18 protein-coding genes are annotated in these 19,250 nt (G+C 48.0%); 11 read left to right on the top strand and 7 right to left on the bottom strand.

The genetic code is table 11. The features are described from left to right. Positions 1 to 242 precede the first annotated feature (242 nt). Genes M0L20_RS14760 through M0L20_RS14735 form a run of 6 tightly spaced genes read left to right on the top strand, consistent with a single transcriptional unit; the run spans position 243 to position 3,515 of the window. The gene (locus M0L20_RS14760) at positions 243 to 554 is read left to right on the top strand and encodes a type II toxin-antitoxin system HigB family toxin (protein WP_248477703.1); all 312 of its coding nucleotides are present in this window, start codon (positions 243 to 245) and stop codon (positions 552 to 554) included. Then, positions 538 to 897, top strand: coding sequence for a helix-turn-helix domain-containing protein (locus M0L20_RS14755; RefSeq protein ID WP_248477701.1), 360 nt, complete (start codon positions 538 to 540; stop codon positions 895 to 897). Before M0L20_RS14760 ends, M0L20_RS14755 begins: the two co-directional genes overlap by 17 nt. A 36-nt stretch (positions 898 to 933) precedes the next feature. Continuing rightward, positions 934 to 1,635, top strand: coding sequence for a TIGR02391 family protein (locus M0L20_RS14750; protein WP_248477700.1), 702 nt, complete (start codon positions 934 to 936; stop codon positions 1,633 to 1,635). A gap of 29 nt (positions 1,636 to 1,664) precedes the next feature. Beyond that, positions 1,665 to 2,888: a hypothetical protein gene (locus M0L20_RS14745; protein WP_248477699.1), complete on the top strand. Its 1,224-nt coding sequence runs from the start codon at positions 1,665 to 1,667 to the stop codon at positions 2,886 to 2,888. A 31-nt stretch (positions 2,889 to 2,919) separates the two neighbouring features. Continuing rightward, the gene (locus M0L20_RS14740) at positions 2,920 to 3,309 is read left to right on the top strand and encodes a DUF4238 domain-containing protein (RefSeq protein ID WP_354004197.1); all 390 of its coding nucleotides are present in this window, start codon (positions 2,920 to 2,922) and stop codon (positions 3,307 to 3,309) included. Between the two features lie 32 nt (positions 3,310 to 3,341). Beyond that, positions 3,342 to 3,515, top strand: a complete 174-nt coding sequence (locus M0L20_RS14735; RefSeq protein ID WP_248477697.1) for a hypothetical protein — start codon at positions 3,342 to 3,344, stop codon at positions 3,513 to 3,515. A 43-nt stretch (positions 3,516 to 3,558) separates the two neighbouring features. Here M0L20_RS14735 and M0L20_RS14730 read toward each other — a convergent pair whose 3' ends face one another. The 4 genes from M0L20_RS14730 to M0L20_RS14715 form a co-directional block, all read right to left on the bottom strand. Then, positions 3,559 to 4,200 (bottom strand): DNA/RNA non-specific endonuclease, encoded by a 642-nt coding sequence (locus M0L20_RS14730; RefSeq protein WP_248478089.1) that lies wholly within the window; start codon positions 4,198 to 4,200, stop codon positions 3,559 to 3,561. A 711-nt stretch (positions 4,201 to 4,911) separates the two neighbouring features. Then, entirely contained in the window at positions 4,912 to 5,742 is an 831-nt protein-coding gene (locus tag M0L20_RS14725) for an NAD-dependent epimerase/dehydratase family protein (RefSeq protein ID WP_248477696.1), read from the bottom strand. Between the two features lie 71 nt (positions 5,743 to 5,813). Beyond that, positions 5,814 to 6,674 carry an AraC family transcriptional regulator gene (locus M0L20_RS14720; RefSeq protein ID WP_248477695.1) on the bottom strand — a complete coding sequence of 287 codons (861 nt, stop codon included), beginning with the start codon at positions 6,672 to 6,674 and terminating at the stop codon, positions 5,814 to 5,816. A 51-nt stretch (positions 6,675 to 6,725) separates the two neighbouring features. Next, complete coding sequence (locus tag M0L20_RS14715) at positions 6,726 to 7,283, bottom strand: DUF3575 domain-containing protein (RefSeq protein ID WP_248477694.1); 558 nt, start codon at positions 7,281 to 7,283, stop codon at positions 6,726 to 6,728. A gap of 110 nt (positions 7,284 to 7,393) precedes the next feature. Here M0L20_RS14715 and M0L20_RS14710 point away from each other — a divergent pair, with 110 nt between their 5' ends. The 5 genes from M0L20_RS14710 (at position 7,394) to M0L20_RS14690 (ending at position 15,340) form a co-directional block, all read left to right on the top strand. Beyond that, on the top strand, positions 7,394 to 7,873 hold the full coding sequence (locus tag M0L20_RS14710; protein WP_232561677.1) for a hypothetical protein: 480 nt from the start codon (positions 7,394 to 7,396) through the stop codon (positions 7,871 to 7,873). A 198-nt stretch (positions 7,874 to 8,071) separates the two neighbouring features. Continuing rightward, positions 8,072 to 9,748: a tetratricopeptide repeat protein gene (locus tag M0L20_RS14705; protein ID WP_248477693.1), complete on the top strand. Its 1,677-nt coding sequence runs from the start codon at positions 8,072 to 8,074 to the stop codon at positions 9,746 to 9,748. A gap of 264 nt (positions 9,749 to 10,012) precedes the next feature. After that, a complete protein-coding gene (locus M0L20_RS14700; protein WP_248477692.1) occupies positions 10,013 to 12,850 on the top strand; it encodes a TonB-dependent receptor in 2,838 nt (945 codons plus the stop codon). Positions 12,851 to 12,912: 62 nt separating this feature from the next. After that, entirely contained in the window at positions 12,913 to 14,187 is a 1,275-nt protein-coding gene (locus M0L20_RS14695; protein WP_248477691.1) for a right-handed parallel beta-helix repeat-containing protein, read from the top strand. 76 nt (positions 14,188 to 14,263) lie between these two features. Beyond that, positions 14,264 to 15,340 (top strand): phytase, encoded by a 1,077-nt coding sequence (locus M0L20_RS14690; RefSeq protein ID WP_248477690.1) that lies wholly within the window; start codon positions 14,264 to 14,266, stop codon positions 15,338 to 15,340. A 135-nt stretch (positions 15,341 to 15,475) separates the two neighbouring features. Here M0L20_RS14690 and M0L20_RS14685 read toward each other — a convergent pair whose 3' ends face one another. From M0L20_RS14685 to M0L20_RS14675, 3 genes are all read right to left on the bottom strand, one after another. Further along, positions 15,476 to 16,276 (bottom strand): SDR family oxidoreductase, encoded by an 801-nt coding sequence (locus M0L20_RS14685; protein ID WP_248477689.1) that lies wholly within the window; start codon positions 16,274 to 16,276, stop codon positions 15,476 to 15,478. Between the two features lie 314 nt (positions 16,277 to 16,590). After that, the gene (locus M0L20_RS14680; RefSeq protein WP_248477688.1) at positions 16,591 to 17,460 is read right to left on the bottom strand and encodes a sugar phosphate isomerase/epimerase family protein; all 870 of its coding nucleotides are present in this window, start codon (positions 17,458 to 17,460) and stop codon (positions 16,591 to 16,593) included. 99 nt (positions 17,461 to 17,559) lie between these two features. Next, the gene (locus M0L20_RS14675; protein ID WP_248477687.1) at positions 17,560 to 19,248 is read right to left on the bottom strand and encodes a VRR-NUC domain-containing protein; all 1,689 of its coding nucleotides are present in this window, start codon (positions 19,246 to 19,248) and stop codon (positions 17,560 to 17,562) included. Positions 19,249 to 19,250 lie beyond the last annotated feature (2 nt).

Here is a 19,250-nt window from a genome sequence, read left to right as displayed (position 1 = left end):
CCCCACTATGATCGGGTGATTCAAACAGAGCCCGAGCGGCTAGTACTGCAATTCCTGATAGTGCCATCAATCATTTGTTTTTATGAAGATATAGATTTCATCAAAGATTTCTCCGTTAGTGAACTTTATCTTTTTACATTTGTTCCCAATACGGGAACGTCCTTACGTTCACCTGAAAGAAAACTAATGTTATTGGAGCGATATGAAACGACTAAAATCAACCCAGCAAAACATCTTATACGATGCGAGTTATTGCCCGGAAAACCATTGTGAGTTTTTACACCGTTCATTCAACGTCTAAATCAAGCTTAGAAGCTTTCTATCACGAAGTACTAGCTGCTGATTGGGATAAACCAAGTGACGTAATCGCTGCTTATCCTAGCGCCGACGTTATCACGGGGAAACGGTTTGTGTTCAACATTAAAGGCAACAACTACCGACTCGTTGCTGACATCGAATTCAAACTCAAACTTGTTTTTATCGTCTGGATCGGCACGCACGCGGAATACGATAAGATAGACGTAAAAACTGTCAAGTATGTTAAGAGTGATTAAGACTGAGCGTGAGTATGAAGACGCCTTAGAGCGTGTTTATGAGCTCATGCAGATAGATCTAGCCCAGGATTCGCCGGAATTGGACGAGCTGGAGGCCCTTGCTCTCTTTGTGGAGAACTACGAAGCCCGGCATTACCCGATCGCTCCCCCTCATCCAATCGAAGCCATTACGTTTCGCTTGGATCAACTAGGTATGCCCAAAAGCGAACTGAGCAAGATATTAGGTGGCCGTAACCGGCAGTCTGAGATATTAAGCGGAAAGCGCAAGCTGAGTCTGGATATGATCAGGAAGCTACATACTACCCTGCATATACCAGCGGAAAGCTTGATCGCTGATTATTAACAAAGAGTTTATACCCTTCCCATAAGGCGGATTATAATGAATAAGGTTGAGTTATACGATCAAATATTAGACTTTATATTAGACATAAACTCAGGTTTTCAGGCAAGCCCGCAGAATATTAAGAAGCGACTTAGACCCGATCTTGAAGAGTTTCAAATTCAGGATTTACTTGAGGATATGAACAGTTTGGCACCAAAGTACTTTAGCGCAAAAAATGCCGGAAGGGGTAATCTAGTTCTATTTAAAAATGAGCGTACTCCTTTTCTTAAAAAGGAAGGTGGATTTGCAGCATTGGCAGCTAAAACTGTAATAGCTGGTAGAGATAATGGAGCTGTACTTAATCTGATCAATGCAGGTAGCATGTTTGCTCAGCTACATCCGAGAGTCCAGGAAGTAGCTGGCCCTTATTTTCTTAGAGGACTTTATAAGGCAGCTGTCAGTGAGACGTGTACAGCGCTGAGCGAAGCGGTTGAAAAGAAAACGGAGCTATCTATTGATAATACTAAGTTGATGCAAAGAGCCTTCGCTTCTGATAATCCTATATTAAAACTATCAGACGTACCAGCAGAGCGTATTGGCTTTCAGCAGCTTTTTGTTGGTGCAATGATGGCCATACGAAATCCACTAGCACATCGATTGGCTGATACTTACACTGACCAAACCGCTTTAGAATGGCTTTCCTTTCTAAGTGCTTTATTTCGTCTAGTTGATGAGGCCGAGGTTATTAACGCACCTTAATCACTACCCTGTTTATCAAACCTGCTCTCATGCTTGAGTCAATTGCTATAAATAGACATACGCATCCAAATCTAGATCAGCCATTTAGTATAGGACATTTAGCTGAATGTCTCTTATTTTATGGGAAAGTTGACGCTGTAATTTCTCCTACCGAGCTAGAAGAGATTTTTCGCAAATGTGATATTAGTATACTCATTTCTTTGATGGCTTCAGGAATACTAAATCTGCATATTCGTTTATCTTCTTTTGGGTCGAGTCAAACTCCAGGAACTTCACGAATAAATTACGGGGTATATTCAGTAAGGGGTGATACCTTGCCTAAAAGAGTAGTTAATACTCTCTTAAAAGTATACAATGATGGATATAAGTGCCAGAAATATGCTGAGAGGATATTGCCCTACTTATATGAATTTGATGATGAATACGATTTAGTAGATGGGTTTTTAGGCGACAGTAGATTCACTACCAATGCTTTTCGCGAAGTTGTTAAACAGATATTTCCTGACTATCCTATTCCACTTGATTTGAAATTCAACTTACATAAAGTTGAGAAGCGAGACATACCTAATGAGCTCGTTGCGAAAGCTACGTTCGAAACAGACACCAATTTTGATTTAGATCAGTTTGAAGCCGATTTGCGAGCTCGTAGAGTTGAAGGTCATCAAGATTTTACTGTTACGTTTATGATGAAAGCGGCTGCAGCAATTCAAGATATAGATGTTGCATCTGAATTTCAATCAGAACTTTCAACCGAAGAGGCCAATAATATTATTGTCCAGAAGGCAATTTTGAACTTAGATGAATATCAACCAAACAATGAAAAAGTTATTACTGAATTTAATCAACATATTATTCAAGATTGTCCTTCTATAGCGGATACAATTAACTCTGGCTTACGCTCATTCGATGAATATATGTACCTCTTTGAGAAATCGCATAAATTCAGGGATTGGATTAGGAATGCGCATGATAACGAAGATCATTCCTTGATCAGAAATTATATAAATGAGATTGAAGCTGAATCTTTTACGGATGGCAAATTCTATAAACTACTAAAATTTATTGTTGTCTCAGCTCCCTTAGCTTTAAGACCTTTCTCAATACCAGGGGCCTCCGAGTTAGTTACAAATGCTGCAAATCTCGTCACTGGTACAGCATTTGATGTCTTCACAGATAAGATAGCAACTCGTTTTAATAAATGGAAGCCAAATCAATTTGTAAATAACGATCTGAGAGAGTTTCTTAAAGAATAGGTTTCTTGTATAGTTATCATGGGTTAACGATATTGCTGAAAGCTTAGTCCAATCTGATTGGATTGTGTTTCAAACGACTCTACGATACCCATTTATTACTTCTGATAACCCTGGCTTTTGCATGGATGAGAACGACCGGGTTTATAATCTTAATTTTAATGAATGGATGGGTTTCGCCTTCCCGCTAACTCCAGAGTATTTCTTACTGATTGTCAATCAAACGGGCAGTCAGAAGAATAATGACAATAAGCTAATACACTACCGACGTGCCGAACAAGAGCTTGTAAGTATACTAAACCGGGCCAGCTTCTCAGTCAGCTATAAGCGAGGACTAAGCAATGACAAGAATACTCTTTTGCAAGTCTGGCAGGAGACTGAGGCCATAAGAACAGCATCGAACAACGATTCTAATAAAAATTAATTTTCTACGTTTGTCAGTTGAATTGCTTATGAATGGAAACCCCCAATGGCTACCCTCTGACAACTGAGCAGCAACGGCTTGAATCCGCCAATGCCTTTTTAGAAATCTGCGACCGGCTTACAACCGGCTATGATAACGGCTTTTATTGGGAGGATGTACAACGAGCCTTGCGTATAGCCGCTGGTATAGAACCATGGCCAGAGTAGCTATCTAGTTTCGCAGAGAGAGCAATTTCAATAACCTGCCGGTCTATAACAAGCTATTATCCGCTCTGGCCTCAATAACCCGCTGCACACCTTCCGGCACGTTCGACAGTAAATCATAACCCGTTTGTCGTTCTACTTCATCAACGCTTACCCGGTAGTTACCCCACGACTGTTCACCAACAGCATTCGTGTTAGGCATCCATACGGCGATAACCCGCGTCTGAGCGCTTATCCGGCTCACATCGTCCGAACCTACCGGCAAGATAACAATCACCTTCCAGAGTGCAGCCGGTACGCTTAGCTTACCTCCGGCGATACTGCTTGCTTTGCCGTTGTCTCCTTCGCCCCCCTTACCCGCTGTTCCCGCAATAATGTACAGTTCATTCCCCTGAGTAACCAGTGTACGGGCATATTCTTCCAGCAGTCGCCAGGCTTGCCGGTTGTGAGTAGGTGCCTGGGGTACGATATTGGTTAGAATGAAGGTAGTCCGGTTTTCGTCGGCGGTGCTATCCCGATCATCCGAGGGGCAGAGGTGACCACGATCAAACCCAGTGTTTGTATAGTCAGCGTGCCGTACCTCGTACCAGCCAGCGGTCAGAGATTGATCGAGAATGAAGTTACCAGCGGAACTCGTAGTCGATCCTTTCCAGACAGTGCTTAAATACCAGCCACACCAATTGGCTATCCCAGTGGACGTAGTATAAGCTATAGGTTGGCCGAGTGATCAGGTACGCGTTTGAATTAGACACCGAAAAGTACACGTAAAAAAAGGTCGGGGGAACCACCCACCCGACCCAACTGAGCCGGAGGAACCACCCATCCGACTCTGACCAAACCAAGTCAACCAATGTAGGTTGCTTGATTAATGGTAAAAGTACGAACCATTACCGGCCAACCGTCCCCTACCCTGGCAAAATATTTATCTGTCAATCAATCCGTCCCCTATTCCGTCCCCTAAAATTTATCAAGCGAAACATACTATTGATAATCAAATAGTTAACCTACTTAGTTCAAGTCCCGTAGGAGGCTCTGTTTTTGAAAAAGGCTAATCAATTGATTAGCCTTTTTCTGTTTACTCGCCTTTATGTTTTGTTGTAAAATCTTGTTCAACAGAACGCCCCTCTTATTTCGGTTCATCTCGCAAGCCTAGCCAAGGCTCCCATGCGATAGTAATTTTGTACACATCATTGCCGCTTCTTCGAAAATACAGATTTCCTAGGGAAGACCGGCAATTTAGATGCTATTGACCAACTCATTTACAAACCGTTGCCTTACTGAAAACTTGATTTTATAGAATCATTTACTGCTCTTGTTTATTGATGGGCTCGTCTAATAGCCTAACTACGTACTTGAAGTAGTTAATCTTATGCTCGCAAAGCTGCTTTTCAGAATTGCGTTACAGTATTTTTTCCTGCAAGGCCTGATAGACTGTCCTGACTACTGGCTGGAAACCAAGACTGCGGGCGAGCGAACTATCGGCGTGTAAATACCAGGGGTTTGGGAGCGGATCAGCCGATGATTTCAGCGGCTGGCCTACAAGCTTTACCAACTCATAAATCGATGTCGGTGCTTCGTCCGTGATGTTGACGACACGCTTATCCATCGCCCCAGCCAAAGCCATCTTTACCGCCGTGGCGATGTCGCGATGATGGACTGTACTGATTTTCATGGCCGGATGCCAGTTGGCCGCCTTTATATGCTCCGGTAGCATCGCCAGATGCCCATCCCCGTCTCCATACACGAAGGGAAACCGCAAAATCGACCAAGTAAGCCCGCTCTCACGCAGTTCCTTCTCAGCCGCAACTTTGCTGGCGGGGTAAGCGTGTTGCGGATCTACGGCATCGTCCTCACGGCCTGGGTGTGGGTTGTTTATGCTGTAAACGTGGGCTGTGCTTGCCAGGATAAAACGTGCATTGGGTGCATGGGCCTTTGCTGCCGCGATGAGATTGCGCGTACCGTCGAGATTACTTCGCCAAATCAAATCGGTATCCTGTGAGCGGAATACCGCTGCCAGATGGATAATCGCCGACACATCCTTCACGGCTGGTACAAGGGATGCGGTATCAAACAGGTCACCCGGTATAACCATTGCTTTAGCGGGAGCGTCCTTCCCCTCACGCACCAGCACGCGACAGTCAAAACCGGCTTCTATAAGACGTGGCAGAAGGCGAGCGCCTACTAAACCAGTAACGCCAGTTACCAGTATTTTTTCTGATTCTCTGTTCATAGCTTACCTTTCAAGTTGTGAACAAAGCTCAGCATAGGGCAGCCAATGAGGCTGGACAAAAGCCGACCCGTTCAGGACAAATCCTGAGAAAACTCGGCGACAGTTTTACCCGTCACCTTTTTAAACAAGCGAGAGAAGTAGTCAGGATCGTTAAAGCCGAGTTCGAAGGCAAGCTCCTTGACAGAAGATCGGTCGCCATAATACATCCGGCGTCTGGCTTCCAGGATAAGCCGGTTCGTCACAAACTCCTTCGGTGAGTGTCCCGAATACTGTTTAACAATCTGGTATAAGCTATCGGTACTAAGAGCCAGTTCCTGCGCAATGTCTTTGATGGAGGGGTGATCGGTCAGGTTATTTTCCACGAATACCTTGAAGCCAATGTATTTGGTAAGTCGGTCATCGGCTGGCTTTGTGTCACCGGCAAAATAAGCCGTGTTAATTTCCGTCAGCAGACTGTTGAGATGCGCCAAGATAAGGTCAGGGCTTGTATTCGGAGCGGTTAGTAATCCCAGGAGTATCTCAAAAATCGCCTGCATCCTGCTCGCGGCAGCGGACGAGAAACGTATTTTTTGCTGGTTGAGCGGATTAAGCAAGAAAGGGTAGTACCGGGGTAACTGAGAAAGACATTCTTCGTCAAAGCCCAGTTTATAGTAATCATTGCCATGAGCGCTGATCGGTAATTGCTGAATCTGGTGCGGCAGCGAGAAAAGTAACTCATGCTTTCCAACCTCGATTTTTTCCAGATCGACGCCATGCCGGGTAACGCCGTCCAGCACAAACAGAAAGAAATAGTAAGACAACCGGTGGGTATGGCCATAGTTGATTACGGACTCCGGCGACAAATGGCCGAAATTCGGGGCAACAAGCCGGATGGGCAGCTGGTTATTTTGGCTGAACCCCTTGGGTAATGAATTAGTACTGCGAATGCCCATCAATTAGCTCGATCAATAAAAAACTATACACGCCTACCAGCAAAATTTGTTCTAGAACCTATAGCCAACGGATAAACCCGTTCGCAAATCGACATGGCCAAATCGGGTTTGGTCCGGATTTTTTGTATCCGTTTGACTAAGATAAACCAGGTACCCCGCTCCGACAAACGCGTCGATAAACGTTCGTTTAATCAATCGATTGGCAACTTGTAAACCCACCGCTGTACCTGCTCCCAAGGAATGACCATCCGAATCCCTTCCTCTGGTCGTAAAGAGAGATCCCTGAATACCTTCCCGATAGATTTGACGATGCATGTATTTGGCATAAGCCGCCCAGTAGAAACCCTGTAGCGGAGCCGTGTGAGAAGCTTTGTAGAAACGCTTTTCAGCGATCAGGTTTTGAAACGTATAGGTATCCGCTAAAACTAAGTTCCCGTTCGAACCAAAGGCCCCGTACAGATTTATCGAGGAGTTTTTAGACGCTGCGACCTCCAGAGCGATGGATGCTCCTTTCACTAAAGTTGGATACAACAGATTCGTTTTGACTATCACCTGACCAATGGCCAAGTAGCTGAACATCACGAGAAGCAGAGTAAAGGTAATTCGCATACCGGGTGTTTTTAGTTGTATAAAATAAAGTAAAAGTAAGGTCGATACTGGCTTTTGTAACAGCGTAGTTGCTCAAAGCCACCGTGTTTACGCAAGAAATTTTCTCGTCTATGAAAGCTCAACTGATTGTTATTTTTTTGTTTTCAGCAATCGCCTGTACTGGACAGCAACTTCAAATTCTTCGGCCCGATAGTAGTGTGTTTGCGACGGCTTCCCGCTATGATTATGTCGCGCTTAGAACTTACTCAGGTGTCTACATAGCGGGTCAACTTATCGACCTTACACCCGACACGCTTACGATAGTCGATCGCAGGCAAACGAAACAAGTTGCGATGAATCAAGTCACGGCCTTAAAGAAAACGTCGAAATTTGGTATCACGGCAAAACGCTTGAGCGTTTATTCGGCCGTGGTACCAATTCTGTTTTTACCCAATGCCAACAGCAGCGTCTACGAAGGTCGTAGTTGGGCGAATCGATTCATCACGCGGGCAGCAGTTATCCTTCCTGTAGGCGTGGGTTTAGGTTTCTTACTGAATGGACGCGCTTTGAGAAAAGCCGAAAAAGGCTATTCGTTTACGATAGTTCGCTAGACAGCTCGTCTTTACACCTTACGATCAACAACTCCCGAATTTCAGCGAGCCACTGACTCCTGTTGCACTGTTTTCCTTTTTGAGAGAATAGTTGTACCGATCTCGTCAAGGGTAGGCCAGCGCTTGATAACATAAACTTCACATACCTCCACCTAGTTATTAGCTACCTTTATGAGTTCGGCTAACCTCATCTAAGCTTTGCTTTTTTCTGTTTCGAGCTCAACATCATCCCTTTTTTCCTGCATCCAAAAACGTAGTTGTCTGGGCGTGCTGGTTTACTGGCTTGTTACCCTGACCAGTTGTTATGCCCAGGCGCTCGGCGATACAGATCGGCTATCCCGCCAGAACCCCGATTCGGCCTACCGACTTATTAAAGTAAAACTAGACAAGGCCGTAAGTCAGCAGAATAGGGTTGCGGAAGGCGATTACCTGCAACAGATTGGTTTGCTGTTCTACCATCAGGGCAGTTATGTACAAGCCATTGATTTCCTGCTACAGGCGCAAAAAATCTTTCTGGAAGCGAATGAAACGAATCGGCTGGCGCGTAACCGCAACGAACTTGGCACGGTCTATTATTACAACGAGCAGGTAGATCAGGCACTTACGCAATTTACTGAAGCGCTAACTTTTTATAAGCAGCATCGTAATACCGAAGGCCTAGCCCATACCTACGCGAATATTGGTCATATCTACGAAAAGCGCCAAGCGCCCAATCTGGCGTATCGCTACCAGAAACTCGCTTTGCTCAATAGCCGGGCTACCAACGATACGGCCAGCCTGACCAAGATCTATGAGAATCTGGGTAGCATTTTTGAGGACGAAGCACGCTACGACTCAGCTCATTACTATTATCAGCAAGCTTTTCTGCTCGCGCAGCACACCCATGATGAAATTAGCCAGATTGAAATTATAAACAACTTAGGTGATATATACCGAAAAACAGGCAACTACCGGCAAGGATTGGATTTGTCGCGACAGGCACTGCGGATGGCACAGCAGAAAAAAGAGCTTTACCAACTGAGTGCGGCCCTGCGTGACATTGCGAAAACGTACCGGCTGATGCACCAGCCAGACAGCGCCTACAGCTACATCGAGCGTAGCCGCGATTTAACGGATGAGATCTACGCCGTTGAAAGCAACCGGCAAATTGCCTTGCTTCAGACACTGTATAACGTCGAACGAAAAGACAGCGAGATCGCCCAGTTAAACGCTCAGAGACGTGCTAATGTAATTATCATCGTCGCGACGAGTGTAGTACTGGCTTTAATTGGTATTCTGGGGGCCGTGATCATCAACCGCCAACGCCTGAAGATCCGCAATGAGCAGGCTGTCAACCAGCAGAACCAGCAGATGTTTCAAACGCAGCACGAGCTGGTCCAGGCCGAACTGCGAAATAAACAGCTACAGGAAGAAAACTTAACTACGCAACTCGCGCTAAAGAGCAAGGAACTGACGGCTCATACGCTGCAAATTATTCAGAAAAATCAGGTATTGGAAGAACTGAAAGACGACCTGAACGCGATTCTGAAAGACGATAAACGCGATCAGAAAAAGCAATTACGTCAACTCGCCCAAAAGATCGATTTGAGTTTTAATCGGGACAAATACTGGGATGACTTTCGCACTATTTTCGATCAGGTCCACCCGCAATTTTTCAGTCAACTGACGCAGCGGTTTCCGGAGCTAACTGCCACGGACCTTCGGCTAATTGCCTTACTGAAAATGAATATTACCTCAGCGGATATAGCAACGCTACTCGGCATATCGTCCGATAGCCTACGAGTAGCCCGCTATCGGCTTCGTAAAAAAATCAGCCTGGCCGAAGGGGAATCACTTTCCGGCTTTATTCAGCGCTTTCCATCGTCGGTGAATTAATCCTTCCGAAGCCCGCTTATCGGCTTACGCTCGGCCCTTCATATTCAGGAAACAGTTTGATAACAATAACTTAATGGCGCTTTTCCCCACAGCAAACCACTGACAATAAACAACTTAAAGCGAAATTATAGACCTTGCTGCCTCCCTGATTACGTCTAGAATAGGCAAGTTGCCTTTTTGTTCACGGAGTCAATTTGCCTAGCTCCCCGACTTCCGCTCACCTTTGTGCTGTCAACCGACAATGCTATCGGTGACCGTCAAGGAATGTCTTATTGTACAAACTGGGTAACCAGACTTTTGCTTTTAATTGGCTTGTTCGTAGCGCTGAACGTATCGGCGGGAACCATTCGCGGACGGGCCATCGATGCCGCTACCGGTCAGCCAATCATTGGCGCAACGCTGATCATTGAAAATACAAAACTGTACAACGTATCGGGTCTGGACGGCTCGTATCTGATCCGAAACGTGCCCGCCGGAAACCACAAAATCCGCATCAGCTACGTGTCCTATCGGACCCTGAGCCGCGATATTGTGATCCACAGCGCCGATCATATTGTTACGCTGGATTTATCGCTGGAAACCGAAAACGACCGTCAGCTTACGGAAGTCGTTATCAAAGCGAAACGAGATGGCTCCAGCGACCGCACCGCCCGTGATCTCGAACGAAATGCCTTGCAGGTAACCAACATCGTATCCGGTCGCTCCATTGAGTTATCTCCTGACTTAACCGTTGCCAATGTCATTCAACGGGTATCGGGCATATCCATTGAGCGCAACAGCAACGGTGATGGGCAGTACGCGATTTTGCGCGGTATGGACAAACGCTACAACTATACATTGGTCAATGGCGTCAAAATTCCGAGTCCCGACAATCGCTATCGGTACGTCCCACTCGACATTTTTCCGGCTGAATTGCTTGACCGCCTAGAAGTATACAAAGCCCTAACGCCGAGCATGGAAGGGGATGCCGTTGGTGGAGCCATCAACATGGTCATGCGGGACGCACCCGATCATTTCACCGTATTGGCCAACGTAGCAACGGGCTATAGCGAACTGTTTTTCAACCGCCCGTTCGTCGGATTCGACGCGAAAAATATCAACCTAAAATCACCTTACGAGCAACTGGGAAACCAGTACAGCGCGAAATCAACTGATTTCAACAAAGCTTCGGCGACGTACACCCGGCAAAGTCCCCCGCCGAACCTGATCGGTAGTTTTACCATCGGCAACCGATTTCTCAATCAGCGGTTTGGCGTCATGCTGGCGGGTAGTTTGCAGAACACCTTCCGGGGCAGCAACAGTTTATTTTTCAACGGCGATGTGGTCGATACACTACGCGGCATTACACTGAACAAGCAAAGCGAGCGCATGTATTCGGAGCATCAGACGCGCTACGGCCTTCACGCCAAGCTGGATTTCCGGACAAACCGCGACGGCGGACCGGAACGCCATAAAATTCAGTGGTTCAACGCGCTTATTGGCCTGACTAATGAGCAGATTCGGGAAACAAAATCGACGGAATTAGGCATTGGCGGTTTCGATCCAATACTAGGAAATGCGTCGCTTGGTTACGAGACGCGCTCACGGCTGACGAAACAAAAGATTTACAACAGTACGCTGCAAGGAACCCACCAACTGACGGAGAATCTGGGTCTCAACTGGTCGGCGGTCTATTCAACCGCGTTGAACGAAGTACCCGATCAGACCTACATCCCACTATTGGGTATCCGTAAGAATTTTGTGGAACAGCGGACCACCGTTCAGGATGGGCAACGCCGATGGGAGCACAACACAGACACCGATCTGGCAGGCTATCTGAACCTGACGCTTAAAACGACGGTAGCGGGCGTTCGTGTCGAATGGATGACCGGCGGTTTGTACCGGGATAAGCAGCGGACTAATTTTTACAACAACTACACCCTTCGCCCATCCAATCCATTCGCGCAGTACGGCGCCGATTTTACCGACTACAACCAAATTTCCTGGACTATTCAGAATCCACTAGGCTCGGTTGCTTCGGCCCTGAATTACGATGCCAGTGAGCAAACCGCTTCGGGGTATTTGCAATTTCGCACCACGGATCAGCCGTTGGAAGTCATCGGTGGGGTTCGCGTTGAGCATACTGACCAGGGCTACGCGATGAAGTTTCCAATCGGTGAAGACAACCCAACGGGCAGCCAGATTTACACCGACGTGTTACCAAGTCTGCATTTGCGGTATCGCTCGAACGAACAAACGAACTGGCGTCTGTCCTACTTCCGGTCGCTGAACCGTCCCGGTTTCTTCGAAATCGTACCGTATCGCATTGTCAACGAAGAGTATCAGGAGCGCGGCAATCCAAACCTGAAGCGGGTCATTGCCGACAATGTAGATCTGCGGTATGAGTTTTTCCCACGCCCGCTGGAACAGTTCATGGTCGGGCTGTTTTACAAACACGTTCAGGACCCGATTGAGTATACGCTTCAGAAAGATGCTATTCGGGGGCAGGATCTGTACTACGGACCCGGCAACTTCGGGAACGCCACCAACTTTGGCCTCGAAATCGACGCAATCAAATACGTTCGGCAGTGGGGCCTCAAAGCCAACTACACCTACACCCATTCGCGCATTACAACGCCCAAGTCGAAGCGTATTCGTAACGAGCAGGGCGATTTGCAAACGATTACGGTCAATCAGACCCGTTCGCTGTACGGTCAGTCGGCACACGTCGCCAACCTGTCGCTGCTCTACAAAGACGCCGGGCGCGGCTGGGACGCTCAGGTTGCCGCCAGCTATACCGGCCCCCGCATCAACACCGTATCGCAGTTTGTCGATAACGACTTATACCAGAAAGGATTTGTCCAGATGGACGCGTCTGTCGAAAAACGAATTGGGAAAGCAGACCGCTCGGGCCGCACCAATTCAGGCCGAGCCAATTCAGGCCGAGGATTCCTGCTGTTTGCCAAAGCCAATAACCTGCTGAACACGCCTACCGAAATTTTCATCAAAAACGTCAATAGTAAAAATGCCGATGTACCGAGTCAGGACATCAGCGGCAAAACCCTGATCCGACGCGACTTCTACCAACGTTCCTACGTGTTAGGCATTCGCTACAAACTGTAATCGTCCGGCACGCTTATCTATTTTTTAACCAATCATTCCGATTTTACAATCAATAAACAACCATGAAACAAGTACTTATTCTCGCTGCCTTGTCGGCATCCCTCCTAGTCGGCTGCTCAAAGAGCGACGATAACAGCAACCCGAACGTGACGCCAACCACAACACCAGTCGTGAAAGACGCCGTTTCCGGTGATGTATCGGGAACCTGGACCAAAGGAAGCACGCACAAAATTACAGGTCACATTCAGGTGCCGACCAGCCAGTCGCTGGTGATCGAAGAAGGCGTAACGGTCGTTTTCAGCGACTCGACCGTAAAACCGGAAGTGATCGTGAAGGGTAATTTGTACGTGATGGGTAGCTCGACGAACCCGGTGAAATTTACGGTCCCCGACGCCTGGAAAACTACCGCGAATCAGTGGGGCAACCTGTGGGGCGGCATCATTGCGGCTCCAACATGCGCAGAGTTACTTCTCGACAACGCGGTGATCGAATACGGCGGGGCTGTTACCACAGAAAGTTCACCATCCGTAAAAGCCGGACTGTACAAAGCGTCGGCGGGGAACCATGTGCCGGCCGTTAACTACTCGAACATAAACGGTAAACTTGTTATCGTGAATAGCCGCCTGAACAATCAGAATGAAGACGGTTTTTACATCGAAGGTGGAAAGGTGATCATTGCCAACAACAAGATCTACACGCAGGGCGTATCGGGTGGCGACGCAGTCAACATCAAATCGGGCGTTCAGGCCGACGTGGCGTATAACCTGGTGTACAGTCCTAATACCAACGCGCTGAAACTGTCTAACACGGGCGACCGTACCCCTCAGACGTACGTTGTTGCCTACAACAACACGATTGTCAACGCGGGCTGGCGTCGGCCAACCATCAAAGGCGGTTCGATCTGGGTAGAAGTGGGCGTCCGGGCCGAGTTGTACAACAATCTGCTGGCGAATGACCGCTTCGGCATCAAACGCGATCCGAAAAACCCTGAAGACAACCGGACCAAAGTAAGCAACAATCTGTACTACGGCTACACGCAGGACGGCGTAACGGGCTTCCAGCCATCGACGGAAATCCTGACGGGAACGAATGATATGATCAGCAAAACGGTTGCCGATAACGATCCGAAGTTTGTTAACTATCCGCTTAGCACTGACTCGAAGAACGCTACGTTTAATACGGCCTGGGATTTTCGCGTGCAAAATGGTTCGCCCGCCGTTGGCAAAGGCATAACCAGCTTCACGCGTTTATACGCCGACGGCATTACCCTCTCGAACGGTAAAGTCTACAAATCGCCCGCTCCATCGACAACCGTTGGTGCGTTTGGAACAAATTAATTCACGCTTCTCCTGTCATTGAGTCGTTACTTCGCAGCGCGATTCAATGACAGACAACAAGCACGATTCATTAGCAATGACTAGCTCAACTTCTCCGGCTACAAGTCTTCTCGCTGGTTTACTTTTTCTACTTTCCTGCCAACAATACAAAGCTCAGAGTACTCCTGCGTCAAAGCAGGCAGACGTTATCCAGCCGGTTTACATTACGGACACCGTTCGGCACGACACCGACGATCCGGCGATCTGGATCAACCCAGCCGACCCGTCGAAAAGCCTGATTATCGGCACGGATAAAGATCAGGACGGTGGGCTTTACGTCTTCGACCTGAAGGGCAAGATTGTAAAGGAAATTCATGACCTGAAGCGCCCGAATAACGTTGATGTCGCCTACGGTCTGTCGCTCAACGGCAAGCCAACCGACATTGCTGTAACGACCGAGCGCTTTACGCATAAGCTGCGCATTTTTTCGTTGCCCGATCTTAAGCCCATTGACAACGGCGGGCTTGCCATGTTTACCGGCGATACAGGCGATGGATTTCGCGATCTGATGGGTATTGCCCTTTACAAAGATCCGAAAGGGGTATTGTACGCAATGGTCGGTCGTAAGTCTGGCCCCACCGATGGTTCGTACATTGGTCAATACCGGCTTGATGACGATGGCACAGGGCAGGTGAAGGCTACGCTGGTCCGTAAGTTTGGCGCATACAGCGGCAAGAAAGAAATTGAGTCGATTGCAGTGGATAACGAGCTAGGCTACGTCTATTATTCCGACGAGGGCGTTGGTGTTCGTAAATACTACGCCGATCCGCAGAAAGGTAATCAGGAGCTTGCACTGTTTGCCAAAACCGGTTTTTCCGAAGATCACGAAGGCATTTCGATTTACAAAACCGGCCCCAAAACGGGCTTCATCCTCGTATCCGACCAAGGTTCTAACCAGTTTCACGTATTTCGTCGGGAAGGCGAGCCGGGCAATCCCAACGAGTATAAACTGCTGAAAGTCGTGAGGGTAGCCGCTCAGATCAGTGACGGCTCCGACGTAACCAACGTGGCCCTTGGAAAGCAATTTCCGCACGGCTTGTTTGTAGCCATGTCGGAAGGAAAAACATTTCACTTCTACCGCTGGGAAGACATTGCCGGAAAAGACCTTAAATGAGCTCCTTCGAAAAGCTGCGTTCCGATGAGAGGGACGCAGCTTTTTCGGCATAACAGTCATTTGCTGGTAGACTAGAAGCTGGAGCTTTGCCTAACGCTTCGTTGTGTTGACGTAAAAAGAGCCATACCAATCGGTTTACATTTCGTAATGATTACGGATCATGCGTTCGTAGATAGCAGTTGGCAAAATCTGCTTTAACAAAACGGAAAGCTTTTCGATTCGTTTACCGACCCGGTAGAGCCGCGCGACCTGGGCCGAGTTAATGATCTTTTCGACTAAAGGCCCAAACACGGCTGGATCAATGCCTTCGCTCACACTCTGGTCGATTAGTTCGTAGGTTCGCTCAAACGTTGCTTTATAGGCATTCCCTTCGGGTAGAGACGCCCGCAACCTGTTTTTGTTGATGTCGGTGCGCGTCCCCCCCGGCTGGATCGAACAAGCCTGTATGCCAAACGGGGCCAACTCTAACCGCAGGGCTTCGGTCAACCGCTCAACAGCGGCTTTGCTGGCACTGTAAGCCCCTCGGTAAGGCAAACCAGCTTCAGCCGCTATCGAACTGATATTGATCAGTAAACCCGACCGTTGTTGACGCATGGAAGGCAGTACGGCCTGCACCATCCGGATGATTCCCATCACATTGGTGTCAAATACCCGTTGTACATCGTCAAGCGACAACAATTCGACGGGATAAGCAATGCCTAAGCCCGCATTGTTAATCAACACATCGATCCGCTTTTCCTGCGTCAAGATCCGCTCAACTGCCTTTTGGATGCTGTCCGCACTGTCCACATCCATCGTCAGCATACGAAAGGGTTTATCCGACAGGTCTGTTTGACGAGACGTACCGTATACGGTGTGTCCACGCTGAACCAGATAAGTAGCGATTGACTCCCCCAGCCCCGTCGAGGCACCCGTAATTAAAATAACTTTTGACATCTTTATGTATAGATAAGGCTTATCGTATCATTTTTGACTCAGTGCCCACAAACGAGCCAAGTCAGGATAAATAACGTATTGACGCTGTTTACGAAAACTGGCAATAGAACGAATAGCATTATCGTCCTTGGCGACAAAGATAGTAATCGAGACAACGAACCGGAACAAATGGCCGATGACCTATTACCCCTTAGCTACCAGAAGTTAAGCATTTGGAAGTCATCCTGACGGACAGCACTCAACAAGACTATTAACAATAAGCCCCGAAATCGTGATGATTTCGGGGCTTATTGTTGACCGTGATAAGAGACTGATTACACCGTCAATTTCTTCATATACTCAGCATCATTTTTCATGCTCACCATCGGCGATTCAGGATATTCTTCCTGCTCGACAATGAAATACTTGATACCGCTGTCCATCGCCACACGCAGGGTCTTTTTAAAGTCAACGCTGCCCTTGCCCAGATCATTCTGAACCGGCTTGCCGCCTTCTTTCTTGTAATCTTTGATGTGACAGAGTTCGTAGCGTTTGCCGTATTTTTTCAGGTGAGCCGCCGTATCGACACCAGCGACATCAATCCAGCACAGATCCAACTCAAACATCACGTTCTTGGGATCGGTATTTTCCAGCAAGTATTCCTGTGGGAGCTTGCCGTCGATTGGTTTGAACGAGTAATCGTGGTTGTGATACCCAAATTTCAGACCCGCTTTGTTGACCTGCTCCCCGACGGTATTGAATTCGTCGGCAATCTTTTTCCAGTCATCAAACGATTTTTGTGGGCCAATGTAAGGGCACAGCAGGTACGTCAACCCGGCATCGTGCGCCATTTCAATACTCTTCTTGAGTTCATCGGGCTTATCGGCCTGGCCCCGGTAATTGAAGTGGGTACTGATCATTTTTACCCCCAAGCCATCCAGGAACGATTTAATTTCTTTGGGTTCCATGCCCCACAGAAATCCTTTTGCCCCACCAAAACTCTCAAATTGTTTATAACCCATCTGGGCTAGTTGGGTCATTATTCCTTTGGGATCACTGGGCAGCACATCCCGAACGCTGTACAGCTGCACGCCAAATGGGTTAATTGCCTTGGCGGGTGCATTCGCGAACAGTTCGGCTTGTGAAAAGGCAACAGCTCCGGCAGCGAGCAGGCCAGACTGTTTAAGGAAACTCCGTCTTTGCATGATAAAGGATTGTTTGCGGCTTTAGAACGCAAAGATGCGGTACTTCTATAAAAAAATACCAAGAAATATTTTCATGTATCGTTAAAGCTATTCACGGCGCTACAATTCCCAAATGACCCGCACCACTTTTCCGTGGACGCCAATCGTCTGAAAAAATTCCAGCCAGTGCAACTGCTGCGGGCCAAGATGGTCGGTCGGTGATTTAACCTCGACAAAATCATACTGTCCCTGCTCGTTCCAGACCAGCAGATCAGGGAACCCCCGCGTATGTTCACGCACGTTCCGCGACATTTCCAGCAAGATCAGCCGCAATTGCTCGACATCCAGCAACTCGATGATTCGCTGGACCAGCGTCAACAGTTCGTCCGACCAATCGACCAGTACGTTCGTAATGCCGTATTTAGCGTTGAACATCCGGCCCGTATGGCGTCGCCAGTCGTCTTTCGTGGCCAATTCGACGAGTCGTTTTTTCAGCAGCTCTTCCCGTTTGTGGTAAAAATCGGGCAGGTAAAAATCAGATGGAGCCCGTTGGAGCGGGTGATGGATTGCCTGTACGTTAGCGTCGTAAATAATATCCCAGAAAACCAGACCAAACAGACCCCGCCACGGGTAATTTTCGGTAAACGCGGCATCGTACCCCTGCTCCAGATAGTAGTTCATCACCCCAGCTTCGACGTGATGCCGGTAAGCCGCCGGTATGTTCACACTTTCGGCGTCGGACAAGAAGCGGGTAGTCGCTTTTCGGGGACGTTTCTTTTCGCCAATGCCCAGAATTTTCTCGCGGAAGTCGTTGGCAAAATAGCGTTCTTCGGCATTCAACGGGTTCACCGCAATTTCGTCGCAGAGCGCCAGCGCTTCGTCTACCGAACCGTTTTTAAAGAGTAGCCGCACCCGCCGTTCGCGCGCAGGTACACGGTCAGACAGTTCGTAGACCGCGAGCGCCTGTTCCGGTAACTTCTGCCGTTCGAGATACGCGCCCACGCGAACCACCAGCTTCTGATACCCCGGAATGGCGATCTCGGTCAGTTCAGGGCGGGTCTCGTTCCAGTTGAGGAACCAGTTGTAAATATCTTCGGCGGGGGTTTCGGCTTCTTTAAGCTCGTAAAACTCCTCGTTGGTCAGCGAGATAAGCAGCTTGTCTTCGACTTCTTTACGGGTACGGAAGCGGGCCGTTAGCTTACTTTCATCGTACCGTTCAAAATTGACCATGCCCAGATCGCGCACCACAAACTCGGTCATGTTACTGCCTCTGTTGCCAAAAAACAGGTATTTCACCATCATTCCTTCGGCTTCGAAGTTCATCTTGACCACTGTTTCGCGGGTGGTCAGACTGGTGACAACTTCGCCAAAATCAAGCTCTTGCAGAGCGTACCGAACGACTCCCTCCTTTTTTTCTTTCCCCAGCGGCTTGATCTCTTCGGGTTCAAGTGGCAATAGGTCAATCAGCTCGGATTTGGTAAAGACGCCCAGCGCTTCGTCGCCCATAATCTCGTGATGAACCGACAGTCGTTCGAGAAATCCGTTCGTTATCAATTCACCAACAGCCGCCGGTAAGTCAGTAATTTCGTTATACTGTAGCTTGTTAATACGAAAAAAGAGTCCTTTGCGGTTACTGAATCGTACGTACAGGCATTGCGCATCAAGACTCAGCGCTTCGAATCGTCGGATAAAATCCCATTCGGAGTCGTTCAGCAAGTTGCCGTATAACCGTTTGACAAAGTCCAGCACATAGCGGAAATTGTCGAGGTAGTACCGGGGCGTAAGAATAACTTTCTGGCGTCCAACCATCT

The organism is Spirosoma liriopis, assembly GCF_023196085.1.
GTDB classification, from domain to species: domain Bacteria; phylum Bacteroidota; class Bacteroidia; order Cytophagales; family Spirosomataceae; genus Spirosoma; species Spirosoma oryzicola.
This window is presented reverse-complemented; position numbering and strand designations above follow the sequence as displayed.

Coding starts and splice junctions, on each gene's coding strand:
- M0L20_RS14760 (WP_248477703.1), top strand. CDS start 243: ATGCGAGTTATTGCCCGGAAAACCATTGTGAGTTTTTACACCGTTCAT.
- M0L20_RS14755 (WP_248477701.1), top strand. CDS start 538: ATGTTAAGAGTGATTAAGACTGAGCGTGAGTATGAAGACGCCTTAGAG.
- M0L20_RS14750 (WP_248477700.1), top strand. CDS start 934: ATGAATAAGGTTGAGTTATACGATCAAATATTAGACTTTATATTAGAC.
- M0L20_RS14745 (WP_248477699.1), top strand. CDS start 1,665: ATGCTTGAGTCAATTGCTATAAATAGACATACGCATCCAAATCTAGAT.
- M0L20_RS14735 (WP_248477697.1), top strand. CDS start 3,342: ATGGAAACCCCCAATGGCTACCCTCTGACAACTGAGCAGCAACGGCTT.
- M0L20_RS14725 (WP_248477696.1), bottom strand. CDS start 5,742: ATGAACAGAGAATCAGAAAAAATACTGGTAACTGGCGTTACTGGTTTA.
- M0L20_RS14720 (WP_248477695.1), bottom strand. CDS start 6,674: ATGGGCATTCGCAGTACTAATTCATTACCCAAGGGGTTCAGCCAAAAT.
- M0L20_RS14715 (WP_248477694.1), bottom strand. CDS start 7,283: ATGCGAATTACCTTTACTCTGCTTCTCGTGATGTTCAGCTACTTGGCC.
- M0L20_RS14710 (WP_232561677.1), top strand. CDS start 7,394: ATGAAAGCTCAACTGATTGTTATTTTTTTGTTTTCAGCAATCGCCTGT.
- M0L20_RS14700 (WP_248477692.1), top strand. CDS start 10,013: ATGTCTTATTGTACAAACTGGGTAACCAGACTTTTGCTTTTAATTGGC.
- M0L20_RS14695 (WP_248477691.1), top strand. CDS start 12,913: ATGAAACAAGTACTTATTCTCGCTGCCTTGTCGGCATCCCTCCTAGTC.
- M0L20_RS14690 (WP_248477690.1), top strand. CDS start 14,264: ATGACTAGCTCAACTTCTCCGGCTACAAGTCTTCTCGCTGGTTTACTT.
- M0L20_RS14685 (WP_248477689.1), bottom strand. CDS start 16,276: ATGTCAAAAGTTATTTTAATTACGGGTGCCTCGACGGGGCTGGGGGAG.
- M0L20_RS14680 (WP_248477688.1), bottom strand. CDS start 17,460: ATGCAAAGACGGAGTTTCCTTAAACAGTCTGGCCTGCTCGCTGCCGGA.
- M0L20_RS14675 (WP_248477687.1), bottom strand. CDS start 19,248: ATGGTTGGACGCCAGAAAGTTATTCTTACGCCCCGGTACTACCTCGAC.